This window comes from Actinoallomurus sp. CA-142502 (assembly GCF_050936355.1).
GTDB lineage: Bacteria > Actinomycetota > Actinomycetes > Streptosporangiales > Streptosporangiaceae > Actinoallomurus > Actinoallomurus iriomotensis.
Genome location: NZ_JBNJMY010000001.1, coordinates 5,150,715 through 5,169,454, shown reverse-complemented (window position 1 = coordinate 5,169,454; position 18,740 = coordinate 5,150,715). Strand labels below are relative to the sequence as shown.

The 18,740-nt window shown below is 68.5% G+C and carries 9 protein-coding genes, 2 rRNA genes and 1 pseudogene; all 12 read right to left on the bottom strand.

All coding sequences use genetic code 11. The annotated features are described in order from the left end of the window. Nucleotides 1-78 precede the first annotated feature (78 nt). Nucleotides 79-3,216, bottom strand: a 23S ribosomal RNA gene (locus tag ACQEV1_RS24600). A 448-nt stretch (nucleotides 3,217-3,664) separates the two neighbouring features. Further along, nucleotides 3,665-5,179 (bottom strand): 16S ribosomal RNA (locus ACQEV1_RS24595). Together the 16S and 23S rRNA genes form the textbook arrangement of a ribosomal RNA operon. Before the next feature lie 1,738 nt (nucleotides 5,180-6,917). Next, the gene (tyrS, locus tag ACQEV1_RS24590) at nucleotides 6,918-8,180 is read right to left on the bottom strand and encodes a tyrosine--tRNA ligase (RefSeq protein ID WP_433396379.1); all 1,263 of its coding nucleotides are present in this window, start codon (nucleotides 8,178-8,180) and stop codon (nucleotides 6,918-6,920) included. Nucleotides 8,181-8,249: 69 nt separating this feature from the next. Beyond that, nucleotides 8,250-8,873 carry a DNA-3-methyladenine glycosylase gene (locus ACQEV1_RS24585; RefSeq protein ID WP_285618922.1) on the bottom strand — a complete coding sequence of 208 codons (624 nt, stop codon included), beginning with the start codon at nucleotides 8,871-8,873 and terminating at the stop codon, nucleotides 8,250-8,252. Then, nucleotides 8,873-10,303: an argininosuccinate lyase gene (argH, locus tag ACQEV1_RS24580; protein ID WP_285618923.1), complete on the bottom strand. Its 1,431-nt coding sequence runs from the start codon at nucleotides 10,301-10,303 to the stop codon at nucleotides 8,873-8,875. Before argH ends, ACQEV1_RS24585 begins: the two co-directional genes overlap by 1 nt. 271 nt (nucleotides 10,304-10,574) lie before the next feature. Beyond that, nucleotides 10,575-11,075 (bottom strand): annotated as a pseudogene (locus ACQEV1_RS24575) (arginine repressor); the annotation flags it as partial. Nucleotides 11,076-11,184: 109 nt separating this feature from the next. After that, on the bottom strand, nucleotides 11,185-12,357 hold the full coding sequence (locus tag ACQEV1_RS24570) for an acetylornithine transaminase (protein ID WP_433396376.1): 1,173 nt from the start codon (nucleotides 12,355-12,357) through the stop codon (nucleotides 11,185-11,187). Continuing rightward, the gene (gene argB / locus ACQEV1_RS24565; protein ID WP_285618927.1) at nucleotides 12,354-13,259 is read right to left on the bottom strand and encodes an acetylglutamate kinase; all 906 of its coding nucleotides are present in this window, start codon (nucleotides 13,257-13,259) and stop codon (nucleotides 12,354-12,356) included. The genes ACQEV1_RS24570 and argB overlap by 4 nt, the downstream gene beginning before the upstream one ends. Further along, the gene (gene argJ, locus ACQEV1_RS24560; protein WP_285581465.1) at nucleotides 13,256-14,410 is read right to left on the bottom strand and encodes a bifunctional glutamate N-acetyltransferase/amino-acid acetyltransferase ArgJ; all 1,155 of its coding nucleotides are present in this window, start codon (nucleotides 14,408-14,410) and stop codon (nucleotides 13,256-13,258) included. Before argJ ends, argB begins: the two co-directional genes overlap by 4 nt. Further along, nucleotides 14,407-15,435 (bottom strand): N-acetyl-gamma-glutamyl-phosphate reductase, encoded by a 1,029-nt coding sequence (argC, locus tag ACQEV1_RS24555; RefSeq protein WP_285618930.1) that lies wholly within the window; start codon nucleotides 15,433-15,435, stop codon nucleotides 14,407-14,409. Before argC ends, argJ begins: the two co-directional genes overlap by 4 nt. Nucleotides 15,436-15,617: 182 nt before the next feature. Continuing rightward, nucleotides 15,618-17,096, bottom strand: coding sequence for a serine/threonine-protein kinase (locus ACQEV1_RS24550; RefSeq protein WP_433396373.1), 1,479 nt, complete (start codon nucleotides 17,094-17,096; stop codon nucleotides 15,618-15,620). Then, nucleotides 17,093-18,640, bottom strand: a complete 1,548-nt coding sequence (locus ACQEV1_RS24545) for a serine/threonine-protein kinase (RefSeq protein ID WP_433396371.1) — start codon at nucleotides 18,638-18,640, stop codon at nucleotides 17,093-17,095. Before ACQEV1_RS24545 ends, ACQEV1_RS24550 begins: the two co-directional genes overlap by 4 nt. Between the last annotated feature and the right edge of the window lie 100 nt (nucleotides 18,641-18,740).

Below are 18,740 nucleotides of genomic sequence, written 5' to 3'. Positions count from 1 at the left end.
AGAACATAACCAGTGGAACAATGGTTCCCGGTCGTGTTCCGGGAACCGCACAGTGAACGCGAGCAACAAAACGTGAGTGTGTTCAAGTCACTCGGCCTATTAGTACCGGTCGACTCCACACCTTGCGGTGCTTCCATCTCCGGCCTATCAACCCAGTCGTCTAGCTGGGGGCCTTACAACCATGAAGGTTGGGAGACCTCATCTCGAGGAAGGCTTCCCGCTTAGATGCTTTCAGCGGTTATCCCGACCGAACGTAGCCAACCAGCCATGCACCTGGCGGTACAACTGGCACACCAGAGGTTCGTCCGTCCCGGTCCTCTCGTACTAGGGACAGACCCTCACAAGTCTCCTACGCGCACAGCGGATAGGGACCGAACTGTCTCGCGACGTTCTAAACCCAGCTCGCGTGCCGCTTTAATGGGCGAACAGCCCAACCCTTGGGACCTACTCCAGCCCCAGGATGCGACGAGCCGACATCGAGGTGCCAAACCTTGCCGTCGATATGGACTCTTGGGCAAGATCAGCCTGTTATCCCCGGGGTACCTTTTAGCCGTTGAGCGACACCCCATCCACACGGTGGTGCCGGATCACTAGGCCCTGCTTTCGCACCTGCTCGACATGTCTGTCTCACAGTCAAGCTCCCTTGTGCCCTTGCACTCAACACCTGATTGCCAACCAGGCTGAGGGAACCTTTGGGCGCCTCCGTTACTCTTTGGGAGGCAACCGCCCCAGTTAAACTACCCACCAGGCACTGTCCCCCACCCGGATCCACGGGTGCGGGTTAGACGCTCAAAACGACCAGAGTGGTATTTCACCAACGACTCCACGGTAACTGGCGTCACCGCTTCACAGTCTCCCACCTATCCTACACAAGACGCTCCAAACGCCAATGCCAAGCTATAGTGAAGGTCCCGGGGTCTTTCCGTCCTGCTGCGCGTAACGAGCATCTTTACTCGTAGTGCAATTTCACCGGGCCTGTGGTTGAGACAGTGGGGAAGTCGTTACGCCATTCGTGCAGGTCGGAACTTACCCGACAAGGAATTTCGCTACCTTAGGATGGTTATAGTTACCACCGCCGTTTACCGGCGCTTAGATTCTCAGCTTCACCCCGAAGGGCTGACCAGTCCTCTTAACGTTCCGGCACCGGGCAGGCGTCAGTCCGTATACAGCGTCTTACGACTTCGCACGGACCTGTGTTTTTAGTAAACAGTCGCTTCCCCCTGGTATCTGCGACCCCCACCAGCTCACAACGCTAGGTCGGTCACCAGCAGGGGCCCCCCTTCTCCCAAAGTTACGGGGGCAATTTGCCGAGTTCCTTAACCACAGTTCACCCGATCGCCTTGGTATTCTCTACCTGACCACCTGAGTCGGTTTAGGGTACGGGCCGCCGACACACATCGCTAGAGGCTTTTCTCGACAGCATGGGATCACTCACTTCACCTAAATCGGCTCGGCATCACATCTCACCCTCATGCACCACGGATTTACCTATGGTGCGGGCTACATGCTTACCCCAGGACAACCATCGCCTGGGCTGAGCTACCCTCCTGCGTCACCCCATCACTTGCCTACTACCACCTCAGGTCCCGCACTCGCCCCGGCAAGGTCCCCGAAGGAACCAAACGGAGTCCGCGTGGTTAGTATCAGTGGGTTCAGCATGGGCGCGTGTCAGCGGGTACGGGAATATCAACCCGTTGTCCATCGACTACGCCTCTCGGCCTCGCCTTAGGTCCCGACTTACCCTGGGCGGATTAGCCTGCCCCAGGAACCCTTGGTCATCCGGCGGAGGGGTTTCTCACCCCTCATTCGCTACTCATGCCTGCATTCTCACTCGTGTGGCCTCCACGACTGGCTCACGCCGCCGCTTCACCGCCCACACGACGCTCCCCTACCCACCCCAACCCCTGGATGCGACCCACAAGGAGTCTCACCTGAGTATTGCTGGGATGCCACGGCTTCGGCGGTGTGCTTGAGCCCCGCTACATTGTCGGCGCGGAATCACTTGACCAGTGAGCTATTACGCACTCTTTCAAGGGTGGCTGCTTCTAAGCCAACCTCCTGGTTGTCACGGCAACTCCACATCCTTTACCACTTAGCACACGCTTAGGGGCCTTAGCCGATGATCTGGGCTGTTTCCCTCTCGACTACGAACCTTATCGCCCGCAGTCTCACTGCCACGCTCTCACTTACCGGCATTCGGAGTTTGGCTGACTTCAGTAAGCTTGTCGGCCCCCTAGGCCATCCAGTAGCTCTACCTCCGGCAAGAAACACGTGACGCTGCACCTAAATGCATTTCGGGGAGAACCAGCTATCACGGAGTTTGATTGGCCTTTCACCCCTACCCACAGGTCATCCCCCAGGTTTTCAACCCTGGTGGGTTCGGTCCTCCACACGGTCTTACCCGCGCTTCAACCTGCCCATGGGTAGATCACTCCGCTTCGGGTCTACAGCATGCGACTCAAACGCCCTATTCAGACTCGCTTTCGCTACGGCTCCCCCACACGGGTTAACCTCGCCACACACCATAACTCGCAGGCTCATTCTTCAAAAGGCACGCCATCACCCCAACACCCACAAGGAATGCAAGGCTCTGACGGCTTGTAAGCACACGGTTTCAGGTACTCTTTCACGACCCCTCACCGGGGCACTTTTCACCTTTCCCTCACGGTACTAGTCCGCTATCGGTCACCAGGAAGTATTTAGGCTTACCAGGTGGTCCTGGCAGATTCACACGAGATTTCACGAGCCCCGTGCTACTCGGGAAACACCCAATGGAGACAACAAGGTTTCACCTACCGGACTATCACCGACTACGGTCGACCATTCCAGATCGTTCGACTACCTCATTGTTTTCTTACTCCACGCCCAGTCAGCGGACCAGACAAGAATGCTCCCACAACCCCACACACGCAACGCCCGCCGGCTATCACACGCGCATGGTTTAGCCTGATCCCCTTTCGCTCACCACTACTCAGGGAATCACATGTTGTTTTCTCTTCCTACGGGTACTGAGATGTTTCACTTCCCCGCGTTACCACCAACCACCCTATACATTCAGATGGCGGCAACACCCCATGACGGGTGCTAGGTTTCCCCATTCGGAAACCCCCGGATCAACGCTCGGTTGCCAACTCCCCGGGGCATATCGCAGGCTCCCACGTCCTTCATCGGCTCCTGATGCCAAGGCATCCACCGTGTGCTCTTAAAAACTTGAACACAACACAAGAAAAAAGATGCTCGCGTTCACTATGCAGTTCTCAAAACACGAACGGGACACCAACCAACAACCACCACCACGACCACCAGAAACCTGATGCGGTATGAGAGGCTCAGCCGGCCCGCCCGCCCAAACCCCACCCACCAACCATGGCAGACAAGATCCGAGACGGCCCGAAGAGACGAACCCGAAAAGCTCCAAGAGCTCCCGTGCCCGTTCCCTCAGGACCCAACAGTGTGCTCGCACCAGCCACCACCCCGACATCTCGCGTTCCCACTCCCAGGAAACCTGGGCGGTACTAACCAGACCGGCATGACAACCGACACGAATAGCCAGTGCTCCACCTATGAGCAAACCCACCCACGAGACATTCGCCCGTGGCATGAGTCATGGACCAACACCCCCAGACTCGATCGCCTGGTGCGTGCGGCCAGTGATGCTCCTTAGAAAGGAGGTGATCCAGCCGCACCTTCCGGTACGGCTACCTTGTTACGACTTCGTCCCAATCGCCGGCCCCACCTTCGACGGCTCCCCCCACAAGGGTTGGGCCACCGGCTTCGGGTGTTGCCGACTTTCGTGACGTGACGGGCGGTGTGTACAAGGCCCGGGAACGTATTCACCGCAGCGTTGCTGATCTGCGATTACTAGCGACTCCGACTTCATGGGGTCGAGTTGCAGACCCCAATCCGAACTGAGACCGGCTTTCCGGGATTCGCTCCACCTCACGGTTTCGCAGCCCTTTGTACCGGCCATTGTAGCATGTTTGCAGCCCAAGACATAAGGGGCATGATGACTTGACGTCATCCCCACCTTCCTCCGAGTTGACCCCGGCAGTCTCCCATGAGTCCCCACCATTACGTGCTGGCAACATGGAACGAGGGTTGCGCTCGTTGCGGGACTTAACCCAACATCTCACGACACGAGCTGACGACAGCCATGCACCACCTGTCACCGGCCCAAAAGGACCCCGCATCTCTGCGAGTTTTCCGGTGATGTCAAACCTTGGTAAGGTTCTTCGCGTTGCGTCGAATTAAGCAACATGCTCCGCCGCTTGTGCGGGCCCCCGTCAATTCCTTTGAGTTTTAGCCTTGCGGCCGTACTCCCCAGGCGGGGCGCTTAATGCGTTAGCTACGGCACGGAGTCCGTGGAAAGACCCCACACCTAGCGCCCAACGTTTACGGCGTGGACTACCAGGGTATCTAATCCTGTTCGCTCCCCACGCTTTCGCTCCTCAGCGTCAGGTAAGGCCCAGAGAACCGCCTTCGCCACCGGTGTTCCTCCCGATATCTGCGCATTTCACCGCTACACCGGGAATTCCATTCTCCCCTACCTACCTCTAGTCTGCCCGTATCCACCGCAGGCCCGAGGTTAAGCCTCGGGTTTTCACGGCAGACGCGACAAACCACCTACGAGCTCTTTACGCCCAATAATTCCGGACAACGCTTGCGCCCTACGTATTACCGCGGCTGCTGGCACGTAGTTAGCCGGCGCTTCTTCCCCACCTACCGTCACGTTAGCTTCGTCGGTGGTGAAAGAGGTTTACAACCCGAAGGCCTTCATCCCCCACGCGGCGTCGCTGCGTCAGGCTTCCGCCCATTGCGCAATATTCCCCACTGCTGCCTCCCGTAGGAGTCTGGGCCGTGTCTCAGTCCCAGTGTGGCCGGTCACCCTCTCAGGCCGGCTATCCGTCGTCGCCTTGGTAGGCCATCACCCCACCAACAAGCTGATAGACCGCGAGTCCATCCTCAGCCGAAAAACTTTCCACCCTCACACCATGCGGTGGAGGGTCATATCCGGTATTAGACCCAGTTTCCCGGGCTTATCCCAGAGCCAAGGGCAGGTTACTCACGTGTTACTCACCCGTTCGCCGCTCGAGTACCCCGAAGGGCCTTTCCGCTCGACTTGCATGTGTTAAGCACGCCGCCAGCGTTCGTCCTGAGCCAGGATCAAACTCTCCGTTAAGGTCAAAACGACAACCACCCGAAGGGTGACTGCCAAACCTGAAGAGAAAAACAATCCCGGCAAGAATCATTCTTGCCAAAGGAATCCAAAACCAAACCGACCAACCCACCGAATGACGGGCCAACCAGCCTGGTCGAGGACCAAAAGGCACTGGCTTTTAGCACACTGTTGAGTTCTCAAGAAACGGACACCACCTTCGTGAACCCTTCCGGGCTCTCTCCGGGGCAACCCTTCTAACTTACCACCCTCAGCTAGTTTGTCAACCCCGAGATCCGAAGATCTTAAAGATCAACCCACCACCAGAAGACGGACCCCGCGACACGACCACCCAGCAGACAAACAACATCCACCAGGATGATCACTCATCGAAGGGACCCCACCCGGGCCGGCCACCTAGCAGGCGTCCTGCATCCCGTTCGTCGGGGCAACTCCCCCAGTCTACCTCGTCCAAACCGTGGTCCGGACCAAGAAGCTCTGTAAGAGTCTGCTTGCCCTGAGGCCGGGCCGCCTTGCGGCGTTCCGTTCCCTCGCGGGCAAGAAGAACGTTACGTGCCCGGCTCCAACCCGTCAAATTGCGGTAACTTGCGCCAACGCCCCCGCTCAGAGACGGGTTTCGCGCTAATCCCCAGCTCAGGGACGCCGGTCGTGACCAGACCGTGATCACCCCTTTCGACCCCCTGAGCGCATCGGTAGACGCAGTCACACCAGTCCGCTGAGCAGCCCTCATGGAGAGATCAATGAGCGGCTTCAAGCCGAGCGAGCGGCTGCCATCGAATCGTTCGAATGGGCACCACGGCCGGCCTGGCACGGAGGAGGCTGGTGCATAAGCGTGAGTCTCCTTGGAAACACCGACCAGTCTGGTCACCCCAGCCGGCAGCTTCACCGGAGCCGAACCGACCACAACTCCTGCCGCCGTCCCGGCCCGCTCACACAGAGTCAGGTTGAGGCGGCCACGCAACCCCAATAGGGCGGCGCCGTGCCGGACAGCGGTCGTGAGCTCGCCGCGGAGGCCAACTGGAGCAGGAACGAGGCATCGGACTCCAGCCGACCGACTGGTCACCATATGCACCGCACCGCGACATGGTCGCCGTAATGAGCAACACGACGCCGACCCTGCGCTGCAACGACGAACGCCGCGAGGAGCGGACCGAGCTGATCTGCCATGGAGACGAAGGCCGCTGCCTTTACGTTGTAGATCATCGAAACAGGTGGCGAGACCGTCAGCGGTGTGAGGTGCAGGGCCTCGGCGGGCGCGGTGACCGCGTCCTCCTCACGCAGGCCGCACAGGGGTCGGTCTCGGTGAGGAGGACACGAGTATCGGCCGGATGCCCGCCGACCGACCCGGCCAACACGGCGGAACCCGCGTCTCAGGGCCGACCACCGAAGGGACCGAGCCGACCGCCGCCCACGTCGCCACACCGCTCGCCCTCACGGCCAGGTATCCACCGACCAACCCGACCGACATGACGAACCCATGTCTCAGGGCCGACCACCGAAAGGATCGAGCCGACCGCCGCCGCCCACGTCGCCACGCCGCTCGCCCCCACGGTCCCGGCCGACACGGCGAACCCCCGTCTCAGGGCCGACCCATCGCCACCCACGTCGTCGCGCCGTTCGCCCTCACGGTCCTGCTGTCCTTGCCGTGCGCGGCCGGCGCACCGGTTCCCCGCCACGGTCCGAGATGGGCCGGCCCGCTCCCCCGGTTCTCCAGGCCGCCGGGCACGGCCTGGAGACACGGTTAGGAGACCGTCACACCGCCGACGTTGCGCTTCCCGCGGCGCAGGACCAGGAAGCGGCCGTGGAGCAGGTCCGACGGCGACGGCATGGCCGCCTCGTCGGTCACCTTGACGTTGTTGACGTACGCGCCGCCCTGGGCGATCGTGCGGCGAGCCTCCGACTTGCTGCCCACCAGCTTCGTCTCCGTCAGCAGGTCCACCACCGACGGCAGCGGAGCCGACACCTCGGCCGACGGGACCGACGCCAGGGCGCTCTCCAGCGTCCGTTCGTCCAGCTCCCCCAGGTCCCCCTGGCCGAACAGCGCCCGGGACGCGGCGATCACCTTGCCCGTCTCGTCCTCGCCGTGGACGAGGGTCGTCAGCTCCTCCGCGAGGGCACGCTGGGCCAGCCGGGCGGCGGGACGGTCGCTGGTCGCCTTCTCCAGCTCCTCGATCTCCTCCCGGCCGCGGAAGCTGAAGAACTTCAGGAACCGTACGACGTCGCGGTCATCGGCGTTGAGCCAGAACTGGTAGAAGGCGTACGGCGTCGTCAGCGACGGATCCAGCCAGTACGTCTCCCCGCCCGCCGTCTTGCCGAACTTCGTGCCGTCCGCCCGGGTCACCAGCGGCGTCGTCAGCGCGTGGGCCGTGCCGCCCTCCGCCCGGCGGATGAGGTCGACGCCGGAGGCGAGGTTCCCCCACTGGTCGCTGCCGCCGGTCTGGAGCCGGCAGCCGTAGCGGCGGTAGAGCTCCAGGTAGTCCAGCGACTGCAGCAGCATGTAGCTGAACTCGGTGTAGCTCAGCCCGGTGGTCTCCAGGCGGTTGCGGACCATGTCGCGGGCCAGCATGCGGTTCACCGGGAAGTGCTTGCCGACGTCGCGCAGGAACTCGATGGCCGACATCGGGCCGGTCCAGTCGAGGTTGCTGACGATCAGGCCCTCGTCGTCGCTGAGCGACAGGAACCGCGAGACCTGTTCCCGGATCCGCTCGAGCCAGCCCGCCACGACGTCTTCGGAGTTCAGCGTCCGCTCGGCGCTCTTGCCCGACGGATCGCCGATCAGGCCCGTCGCGCCGCCGACCAGGCCGATCGTGCGGTGCCCGGCGAGCTGGAAACGCCGCAGCGTCAGGAGCTGGACCAGGTTGCCGAGGTGCAGCGACGGCGCGGTCGGGTCGAACCCGCAGTAGAGCGTGACCGGCCCCGCGGCGAGCATGGCTCGCAGTTCGTCCAGGTCAGTGGACTGCGCGATCAAGCCGCGCCACGCGAGGTCATCCAGAATGTCGGTCACGTTCTCCCTCGTCTCGTCGAGCGTCCGGCAACGAGCATGCCGGTGGGCCGAGGATAAAAATAGTGGTTTTCAGCCCTGGTCTATCACCGTACGGCGTCGTGGCGTGTGCAGCCGGTACGGGGACACGCTCGGGTCGCCGTCGATCCAGAACCGCCACGGCACGTCCTTGGCGCTGCTGACTCCCGTGCGCGGGCCCGTGCGGAAGGACGGCGCGGGTGATCCGGACGAGACGCGCAGCGGGCTGTCCGGGTCGCAGACGTCGGTGCCGGACAGTTCGCGGTCGATGGCCAGGGCCTCGCACAGCCGCGCCGGTCCGCGCGCGAGATCGCGGGTGGCCGAGCGGGGCCGGCGGGCCGCGGCCAGCTCACGACCTTCGACGATCTCGCCGGCCCGCAGCAGCACCGCCGCCGCCGTGCCCTCACCCAGGCAGACCAGGTTGACGCAGAAGTGCATGCCGTAGGTGAAGTAGACGTACGCGTGGCCGGGCGGGCCGAACATCACCGCGTTGCGTTTCGTCGGGCCCCGGTAGGCGTGCGAGGCCGGGTCGCGCGGGCCGGCGTACGCCTCGACCTCGGTCAGCCGCACCGAGACGACGCCCTCGGCCGTGGTGCGGGTGAGCACGCAGCCGAGGAGGTCCGGCGCGACCTCCTCGGCCAGGCGATCGAAGAACGAACGCGGCAGCACGTCGGCCATCAGGAGCCGCCGGCCGCCCAGGACGCGTGGGAGTCGGCGAGCGACCGCAATGCGGTCAGCTGCTGGGCGACCCGATCGGGTGAGGTGCCGCCGTACGCCTTGCGGGCGGCGAGGGCCCCCTGCACCGAGAACACGTCGCGTACGTCGGGGGTCAGGTGCGGCGACACCTTGGCCAGCTCCTCGTCGGTGAGGTCGCCGAAGTCCTTGTCGTTGACCTGGCACCAGACCACGAGGTGACCGACGACCTCGTGCGCGTCGCGGAACGGCACGCCCTTGCGGACCAGCAGCTCGGCCAGGTCGGTGGCGAGGGCGAAGCCCTGGGGCGCCAGCGACTCCAGCCGGGCGGTGTTGACGCGCATCGTGGCGATGAGCCCGGACACGGCCGGCAGGACCAGGAGCAGGGTCTCGACGGCGTCGAAGACGCCCTCTTTGTCCTCCTGCAGGTCACGGTTGTAGGTCAGCGGCAGGCCCTTGAGCGTCGTGAGCAGGGCGGTGAGGTGGCCGATGAGACGGCCGCTCTTGCCGCGCGCGAGCTCCGCGACGTCCGGGTTCTTCTTCTGCGGCATGATCGAGGAGCCGGTGGCGTAGGTGTCGTCCATCTCGATCCACCGGAACTCCTGCGACGCCCACAGCACCACCTCCTCGCCGAGCCGCGACAGGTGCACGCCGATCAGCGCGGCGGCGGCCAGGAACTCCACGGCGAAGTCACGGTCGCTGACCGCGTCCATGGAGTTGGGCGCGGCCGCGTCGAACCCGAGCTCGTCGGCGACCGTCTCGGGGTCGAGCGGCAGTGAGGACCCGGCGAGCGCGCCGGATCCGAGCGGGCTGACGGCGGCGCGCTTGTCCCAGTCGCGCAGCCGGTCGACGTCGCGGGCGAACCCCTGGACGTGGGCCAGCAGCTGGTGGGAGAACAGCACCGGCTGCGCGTGCTGCAGGTGCGTCATGCCGGGCGCGGCCACGCCCATGTTCTGCTCGGCCTGCGCGATGAGCGCGGTCTCCAGCTCGACGAGCCGCGACACGATCTGGCGTACGTGGTCGCGTAGGTAGAGCCGCATGTCGGTGGCGACCTGGTCGTTGCGGCTACGGCCGGCGCGCAGCTTTCCGCCGAGAGTGCCCAGGCGCTCCAGGAGGCCGCGCTCGAGGGCGGTGTGCACGTCCTCGTCGGCCACGGCGGGCCGGAACTCACCGGAGCGGCAGGCCGCCTCCAGGTCGTCGAGCGCGTCCAGCATGCGGGACAGCTCGTCGTCGGTGAGCAGGCCCGCACGGTGCAGCACCCGCGCGTGGGCTCGCGACCCGAGCAGATCGTACGGCGCGAGGCGCCAGTCGAACTGCACGCTCACCGACAGCCGGGCGAGGGCCTCCGACGGCCCGCCCTCGAACCGTCCGCCCCACAGCCTGGTCGGCGTCCTGCGGTGTTGCTCATCCGTCACGCTGGTTCTTCTCTCACGAATCGACGACGACATGGAGTGTTCTCCGTTACCCACTGCAATATCACGGCTGGACGCGTGCGGCGGACCTGGCGGTCACGCCTCGCGGTCACGGCGCTCACGAACGAACGGGGTCCTGGACGTACCCCTAGGCTCCTCGTTCCGCACTCTCCGGAGCCGGGCGCGCGCCGGCGGGCACATGCCGCAGGTCGTCCGCCGGATGCCACGACGGCGGAGCCGGGTGGCCGGAGTCGGTGTCGCGCGGCGGCTCGGCGCGGCGCTCGGTCAGCGCCAGCAGCGACGACGCGAGGTCGGCGCCGCCGGACGGATCGCGCGAGATGACCAGGACCGTGTCGTCGCCGGCGACCGTGCCGAGCACGGACGACCAGTCGGCGTGGTCGATGGCCGAGGCGAGCAGCTGCGCGGCGCCCGGAGGCGTACGCACGATCACGAGGTTGGCGGAGGACTCCGCGGACACGAGGAGCTCCTGCGCGAGCCGGGCCAGCCGGCCGGTGAAGGTCTCGGCGCCGCGCGGCCGGGCCCGGCGGATGCGTTCGCCGCCCTCCCCGGGCACGGTGTAGATCAGCGAGCCGTCCGCGGCCCGCAGCTTGACCACGCCGATGTCCACGAGGTCGCGGGAGAGCGTCGCCTGGGTCACGTCGACTCCCTCGTCGGCGAGCAGCTTGGCCAGCTCGCTCTGGGAGTGCACGGCGTTGCGGCCCAGCAGCTCGACGATGCGCGACTGCCGCGCGGTCTTGGTCAGGGGCGTGGTCATGAGTCCCGCGTCCCACCCCGTGAGAACGCTCCACGGGCTCCGTGTGCGCGGCGGAGCCCGGGAGCCGCGGCGGAGGCGCCGGGCCCGCCGCTTCGCTCGCTTCGCTCGATCATGTCTTCCTCAAGATATCCGGCAACGCCCCGGTGAAGGAGGCGACTTCGCCGGATGTGATGATCAAAGGCGGTGCGACGCGGATGACGTCGGGCTTGACCGCGTTGACGAGGAAGCCGGCGTCGCGGGCGGCCGCCTCGACGTCGGCCGACTTCGGCTCGGACAGCACGAGGGCGCGCCACAGACCGGCGCCGCGGACGCGGGCCAGCAGCGGGTGGCCGGCCGCCGCGATGCCGTCGGCGAGCTGCTCGCCGACGGCGGTGACGTGGTCGAGCAGGCCTTCCTTGTCGATCGTGTCGAGGACGGCGAGGGCCGCGGCGCAGGCGATCGGGTTGCCGCCGAACGTCGAGCCGTGGTCGCCCTTGCCGAACGCGGTGCCGTAGTCGCCGAAACCGACGCACGCGCCGATCGGCAGGCCGCCGCCCAGACCCTTCGCGAGGGTGATCACGTCGGGGCGGATGCCCTCGCGCTGGTGCTGGAACCACACGCCGGTACGGCCGATGCCGCTCTGGATCTCGTCGATGACCAGGGCCGCGCCGGTCTCGTCGCAGATCTGCCGCGCGGCGGCGAGGTAGCCCTGCGGGGCCGGTACGACGCCGCCCTCGCCCTGGGTCGGCTCGAGGAACACCGCGGCGCACTCGCCGGTCACGGCCTCGCGCAGCTCGTCGACGGAGCCGTAGGTCACGAAGCGAACATCCGCCCCGAACGGCCCGAACGGCTCTCGGATCGACGCCTTGCCGGTCAGCGCGAGCGCGCCCATCGTACGGCCGTGGAACCCGCCGTCGGCGGCGACGACGTACGTCCGGTCGGGGCCGGCGTGCCGGCGGACCAGCTTGTAGGCGGCCTCGTTGGCCTCGGCGCCGGAGTTGGTGAAGAAGACCCGTCCGTCGCCGCCGAGCAGCCCGAGGAGGCGTTCGGCGAGGCGGACGCCGGGCTCGTGGACGAAGAGGTTCGAGGTGTGCGCGAGCGTGCCGGCCTGCGCCGAGACGGCCTCGACCAGGGCCGGATGCGCGTGCCCGAGCGCGGAGACGGCGATGCCGGCGATGAGGTCGAGGTAGGGGTTGCCGTCGGCGTCCCAGACGCGGCAGCCCTCGCCGCGGGCCAGTGCGAGCGGCGGCACTCCGTAGTTGGGCATCATCGCCGTCTCGAAACGGCTCCGTAGATCACTCATTCCGGCACCACCATCGTCCCGATCCCTTCGTCGGTGAAGATCTCCAGTAGCAGCGAGTGCTCGATGCGGCCGTCGAGGACGTGGGCCTGGGGCACGCCGCCGCGTACGGCGCGCAGGCACGCCTCCATCTTGGGCACCATGCCGGCCGACAGTTCGGGCAGCATCGTCTCCAGCTCCGCGGCGGTCAGCCGGGCGATCACGTCGCCCGGGTCGCCGGAGGGCGGCCAGTCGGCGTACAGGCCGTCGACGTCGGTGAGCACGATGAGCTTGGTCGCCTGCAGCGCCACGGCCAGCGCGCCGGCCGCGGTGTCGGCGTTGACGTTGTAGACCTCGCCGTCGTCACCGCGCGCGATGCTGGAGATGACGGGGATGCGGCCGTCGTCGAGCAGGCTGCGCACGGCGCCGGCGTCGACCTGGACGATCTCACCGACCTGGCCGATGTCGACCGACTCGCCGTCGACGATCGCGGGCTTGCGCTCGGCGGTGAACAGGCGCGCGTCCTCGCCCGACATGCCGACGCCGAAGGCGCCGTGCCGGTTGAGCATGCCGACGACGTCGCGGCTGACCTGGCCGACCAGCACCATGCGGACGACGTCCATGGTCTCGGGGGTGGTGACGCGCAGGCCCGCCTTGAAGCTGGACTCGATGCCGAGGCGGTCGAGCTGGGCGTTGATCTGCGGGCCGCCGCCGTGCACGACGACCGGGCGCAGCCCGGCGTAACGGAGGAACGCGACGTCCTGGGCGAAGGCCGGCCGGAGCTCCTCGTCGGTCATGGCGTGGCCGCCGTACTTGATCACGACGGTCTTGCCGTGGAACTCCTGCAGCCACGGCAGCGCCTCGATGAGCGTCGTCGCCTTGCGCAGTGCCTCGACGGCGTCGCGGGTCGGGGGGAGGGCGGTCATGAGGAGTACGCGGAGTTCTCGTGGACGTAGTCGGCGGTCAGGTCCGTGGTGTGGATCGTCGCGCTGTGAGTGCCGGCGCTGAGGTCGACGGTGATCGTGACGTCGCGGGGTCGCATGTCCACCTTGGAGCGGTCGTCGCCGAACGAACCGTTGCGGCACACCCAGACCCCGTTGATCGCGACGTTGAGCCGGTCGGGCTCGAAGACCGCCTCGGTCGTGCCGACCGCGGACAGCACGCGACCCCAGTTGGGGTCCTCGCCGTGGATGGCGCACTTGAGCAGGTTGCTGCGGGCGACCGCGCGGCCGGCCACCACCGCGTCGTGGTCGTTCGCCGCCCCGACGACCTCGATGGCGATCGCCTTCGTGGCGCCCTCGGCGTCGATCAGGAGCTGACGGGCGAGGTCGGCGCACACGTCGGTGACCGCCGCGGTCAGCTCGGCCTCGTCGGCGCGGACACCGGTGGCGCCACTGGCGAGCAGGAGCACCGTGTCGTTGGTGGACATGCAGCCGTCGGTGTCGAGCCGGTCGAAGGTCAGCCCGGTGGCGTGCCGCAGGACCCGGTCGAGGGTCTCGGGCTCGGCCTCGGCGTCGGTGGTGATGACGCAGAGCATCGTGGCGAGCGCCGGGGCGAGCATGCCCGCGCCCTTGGCCATGCCGCCGACCGTGTAGCCGCCGGCGGCCCGCCGGAAGGCGATCTTGGCGACGGTGTCGGTGGTGCGGATCGCGTCGGCCGCGGCGAGCCCGCCGTCGCGGGACAGCTCCCCGGCCGCGGCGGCCACGCCCGGCAGCAGCCGGTCCATCGGAAGCCGCTCGCCGATCAGGCCGGTGGAGCAGACCGCGATCTCGGCGGCGGAGTCGCCGAGGACGTCGGCGGCCTTCTCGGCGGTCTGGTGGGTGTCCTGGAAGCCGTCGGAGCCGGTACAGGCGTTGGCGCCGCCGGAGTTGAGCACGACCGCGTGCACGCGTCCGGCGCGCAGGACCTGCTCGGACCACAGCACCGGCGCGGCCTTGACGCGGTTGCGGGTGAACACTCCGGCCGCCGCGCGGGACGGCCCGTCGTTGACGATCAGCGCGAGGTCGCGCTGGCCGCCGTCCTTGAGGCCGGCGGCGACGCCGGCGGCGCGGAAGCCGAGTGGAGCGGTAACGCTCATGGGGCGACTCCGATCGTGGTGAGGCCGAGATCCTCGGGCAGGCCGAGGGCGAGGTTCGCGCTCTGGACGGCACCGCCGGCGGTGCCCTTGGTCAGGTTGTCGATGGCGGCCACCGCGACGATGCGTCCTGCCCGCTCGTCGAGGGTGACCTGCACCGCGGCGACGTTGGCGCCGAGCGTCATGGCGGTGGAGGGCCACTGGCCCTCGGGCAGCAGCCGGACGAAGGGCTCGTCGGCGTAGGCACGGTCGTACGCCTCGCGCAGCCCGGCCGCGGTCAGGCCCGGCGCGGCCTTGGCCGTGCAGGTGGCGAGGATGCCGCGGCTCATCGGCGCGAGGGTCGGGGTGAAGGACACCGTCACCGGGGCTCCGGCCACGGCGGACAGCTGCTGGGCGATCTCGGGGGTGTGCCGGTGGACGCCGCCCACGGCGTACGCGCTCATCGCGCCCATGACCTCGCTGCCGAGCAGGTGCGGCTTGGCCGCGCGGCCCGCGCCGGAGGTGCCGGAGGCGGCGACGACGACGGCGTCGGGCTCGGCGGCGCCCGCGGCGTACGCCGGGAAGAGCGCGAGCAGCGACACGGTCGGGTAGCAGCCGGGCACCGCGATGCGTCGCGTGGAGCGGAGCCGCTCACGGGCGCCGGGCAGCTCGGGCAGGCCGTAGGGCCAGGTGCCGGCGTGCGGCGTGCCGTAGAAGTGCTCCCACTCGCCCGCGTCATCGAGGCGGAAGTCGGCGCCGCAGTCGACCACGAGCACGTCGTCGCCGAGCGTGGCGGCGATCGCTCCGGACTGGCCGTGCGGCAGGGCGAGGAAGACGACGTCGTGCCCGGCGAGGGTCTCGGCGGTCGTCTCCTCGAGCACCCGGTCGGCGAGCGGATGCAGGTGCGGGTGGTGCGCCCCGAGGCGCGTGCCCGCGCTGGACCCGGCGGTCAGTGTGCCGATCGCGAAGCCGGGATGGCCGGCCAGGACGCGCAGCAGCTCGCCGCCCGCGTATCCGCTCGCTCCGGCGACCGCCGCACGCGCACCCATACGTCACGTCTCCACTCTCGAGGCAATGGTGAAAGTATGCATTGAGATGCATCATCATGCAAGACTGATCTTCGCGGACGGTGACCACCCGGAACGGCTCGCAAGCCGATGACCTGCGGGCACGCGGAGGGTACGGCCGAACACGGCCACCCCGGCCGGGGCCCGGACCACGCGCGGTGACATCAGAGGCGGGCGAGGTGCGCGGCGACCGCACGCGCGGCGGCGACCGCGACCCGGTGGAGCCGAGCGGCGTCGGCGGAGCCGGCGAGGTTGCTCGACCGCAGCCAGACCGTGGACGAGCGTCCGGAGTCGATGCCGTCGGTCGCGTCGAAGGCGAACGCGGCGTCGGCGACGCCCGGGAGGTCGGTGACGCCCGACCGGCTGCTGTTGATCTTGTCGGTGGTGTGCGCGGAGACCTGGGATTGCCGTCTCTTGTCCGCGAAGTACGCCTCGGCCAGGCCCGGCGCCGTCAGCGCGTCCCGTGGGGTGAAGTGCTGGACCCACAGCTCGAGCGAGCCCTCACCGAGGCCGTCGCCCCAGTGACAGCCCTGCGTCTCGGCGGTGGCCGTCCGGCCGGCACCGAGACCTGACGCCTCCGTGGACGTGAGCAGCGAGCAGGGCTGGGGCATGGTCGCGAACCGCCCTCGCCGCGGGTCGGCGGCCGCCGGCGGGGCGTCCGACGCGTCGTCCTTGCCGGCGAGCGCGATCCCGGCCGGTACGGCGACCGCGCAGGTCAGCGCCGCCGCGAGGATGGCCAGGAGCGGGCCGCGCCGCCGATGCCACGGGGCCGGGCGCACCGGGGCCGTCGGTACGACCGCCATCACCCGGCCGGCCGTGTCGGCGCCCGGCCAGAGAGCGGGCGCCTCTCCCCCGGCCACGCGACGCAGGAACGCGCGTATCTCCTCCGGCGGCGGCCGGCGTGCCGGGTCCCTGGCGAGCAGGGCCATGAGGAGGGGGCCCAGCGGCCCGGCCCGGTGCGGCGGGACGGGCTCCTCGGTCAGCACGGCGCTCAGCGTGCCGGCCACGGTCCGCCGGGTGAACGGCGACCGGCCCTCCGCCGCGGTGTACAGCGTGGCCCCGAGCGACCACAGGTCCGAGGACGGCCCGGCGGTGTCACCGCGAAGCCGTTCGGGCGCCATGTAGCCCGGCGACCCGACCAGGCCCCCGGAGGCGGTCAGCGACACGTCGCCGGCGAGCGTGGCGATGCCGAAGTCGGTGAGGACCACCCGGCCGTCGTCGCACAGGAAGACGTTGCCCGGCTTGACGTCGCGATGGAGCACGCCCTCCGCGTGGGCCACGCCGAGGGCGTCCAGCACGGCCAGCCCGATCTCGGCCACCCGACGCGGGGGCAGCGGCCCGGCATCGTCGAGGGCACGGCCGGCCAGCAGCTCCATCACGATCCAGGGCCGGTCGTCCTCGGCGATCACGTCGTGCACCCGGATGATCGAACCGTGTCTCAGCCGGGACGACACCCGCGCCTCGCGGATCGCGCGTTCGCACAGGACGGCGCGGCGTTCGGCGGTGATCCCCCGGGGCAGTGAGAGCTCCTTGACCGCGACCGTGCGCCCCAGCACGCCGTCGTCGGCGCGCCAGACGGCGCCCATGCCGCCACGGCCCAGCTGCTCCGACAGCCGGTAGCGCCCGGCCAGTACGCGCGTCACGGCATCCGCCGCAGAGCCTGGGAGACCCATCGGGCGGCGTCCAGGGCGTCTCCGCGGATCCGGGTGGCGTCGCCGGAACCGTCCGCGGCGACGAACCAGACCGAGACGAACAGGTTGCTGTCCCGGAACGTCACGTCGGCCCGCTCCACCGTCCCGTTCTTCGAGGTCTCGGTCAGGTAGGCGGCCTCTCCGACTCCCGTGACGCGACGCGCCGCGCTCCGCCGCGCGCCGGTGCGCCGTACGCCGATCTCGTCCCAGCTCCAGGCGATGCCGGACCGCGCCTCGCGGTCGGCGGCGTACTGCCGGTCGTAGGAGGCACGGGCCGCGTCGGGCGTGGTGGTCCACGGGTCCTCGGCCGCCGTCGCGGTTCTGGGGTCGTAGACGGACTCCGCCGACACGGAGACGGCCTGGTGCCGTGCCGCCGCGGTCCAGGCGCACGAGTGGGCGTCGGGCGTCTTCGACGCGTGCGGGACCAGCCGGGCGACCTGGGCCGGGGTGAACAGGGCGCAGAAGTCGAACGGCCGGACGTAGCGGCCGGCGGTGGCCGGGCTCGCCGGGGCGGCGCCGGGCGCCGTGGACCGCGTGGTGGAGGGACGGACGTGCGGACGGTCCGTTCCCCGTCCCCGGAAGGCGACGGTCGCGAGCACCGCGACGAGCAGGACGGCGGCCGCCGCGGCCAGCGGCACCGCGGCCCGCCGCGGACGAGCCGGCGCCGCGTGCGGCGGTTCGGCCAGTCCGGACGGGAGGCCCGAGGCCACCGGCCCCAGCGCGCGGGCCGCCTCGCCGGCGGAGATCCGGGTGTCCGGGTCCTTGTCCAGCAGACGCGCGATGACCGGCGCGAGCGGGCCCGCGCGTACGGGCGGGGGCGGGTCGTCGGTGAGGACCGCGCCGAGGGCCGCCACCGGCGTGGGCCGCTCGAACGGCGCGCGGCCCTCCACGGCCGCGTACAGCGTCGCACCCAGGGACCACAGGTCCGACGCGGGGCCGACCGGCCGCTCGCGCAGGCGTTCGGGCGCGACGAACCCGGGTGAGCCGACGAAGTCGCCGGTGCGCGTGAGCGCCGGGTCGCCCTCCAGGCTCGCGATGCCGAAATCGGTGAGGATCACCCGGCCGTCGTCGGCGAGCAGGATGTTGGTCGGCTTCACGTCGCGGTGCAGGATGCCGCGCGCGTGCGCGGCGCGGAGCGCCTCCAGCACCCGCAGCCCGATCGCGGCGACCGCCGGCGGCGGCAGCGGGGCCGCGTGGGCGAGCGAGCGACCGGCGACCGGCTCCATGACGATCCACGGGCGGTCGTCCTCGATGATCACGTCGTGCACGGTCACGACGCCGGGGTGGTCGAGCAGCGCCGCCGCGCGCGCCTCCCGGACCGCCCGGCGGTGCAGGCCGGCGCGCTCGGCCTCGGGCAGGTCGCCGGGAAGCAGGACCTCCTTGACCGCGACGTCGCGGTGCAGTGTCTCGTCCCGCGCCCGCCACACGACGCCCATGCCGCCACGGCCGAGAACGCCCATCAGGCGATAGCGGCCGGCCACCACGCGTTCGGTCATCCGCTCCCTCGCTCCCCGGACGTCGGACCGCCGGAAGGACGTCCGGGTGCCACCCGCCGTGGCCTCGCGCCGATCCGCGAGGCCACGGCGGAAACGCCCG

Bases quoted from the DNA above. Each gene is read 5' to 3' on its own strand.
- ACQEV1_RS24585 (WP_285618922.1), bottom strand. From the start codon at position 8,873: ATGGCCGACGTGCTGCCGCGTTCGTTCTTCGATCGCCTGGCCGAGGAG.
- ACQEV1_RS24570 (WP_433396376.1), bottom strand. From the start codon at position 12,357: ATGAGTGATCTACGGAGCCGTTTCGAGACGGCGATGATGCCCAACTAC.
- argB (WP_285618927.1), bottom strand. From the start codon at position 13,259: ATGACCGCCCTCCCCCCGACCCGCGACGCCGTCGAGGCACTGCGCAAG.
- argJ (WP_285581465.1), bottom strand. From the start codon at position 14,410: ATGAGCGTTACCGCTCCACTCGGCTTCCGCGCCGCCGGCGTCGCCGCC.
- argC (WP_285618930.1), bottom strand. From the start codon at position 15,435: ATGGGTGCGCGTGCGGCGGTCGCCGGAGCGAGCGGATACGCGGGCGGC.
- ACQEV1_RS24545 (WP_433396371.1), bottom strand. From the start codon at position 18,640: ATGACCGAACGCGTGGTGGCCGGCCGCTATCGCCTGATGGGCGTTCTC.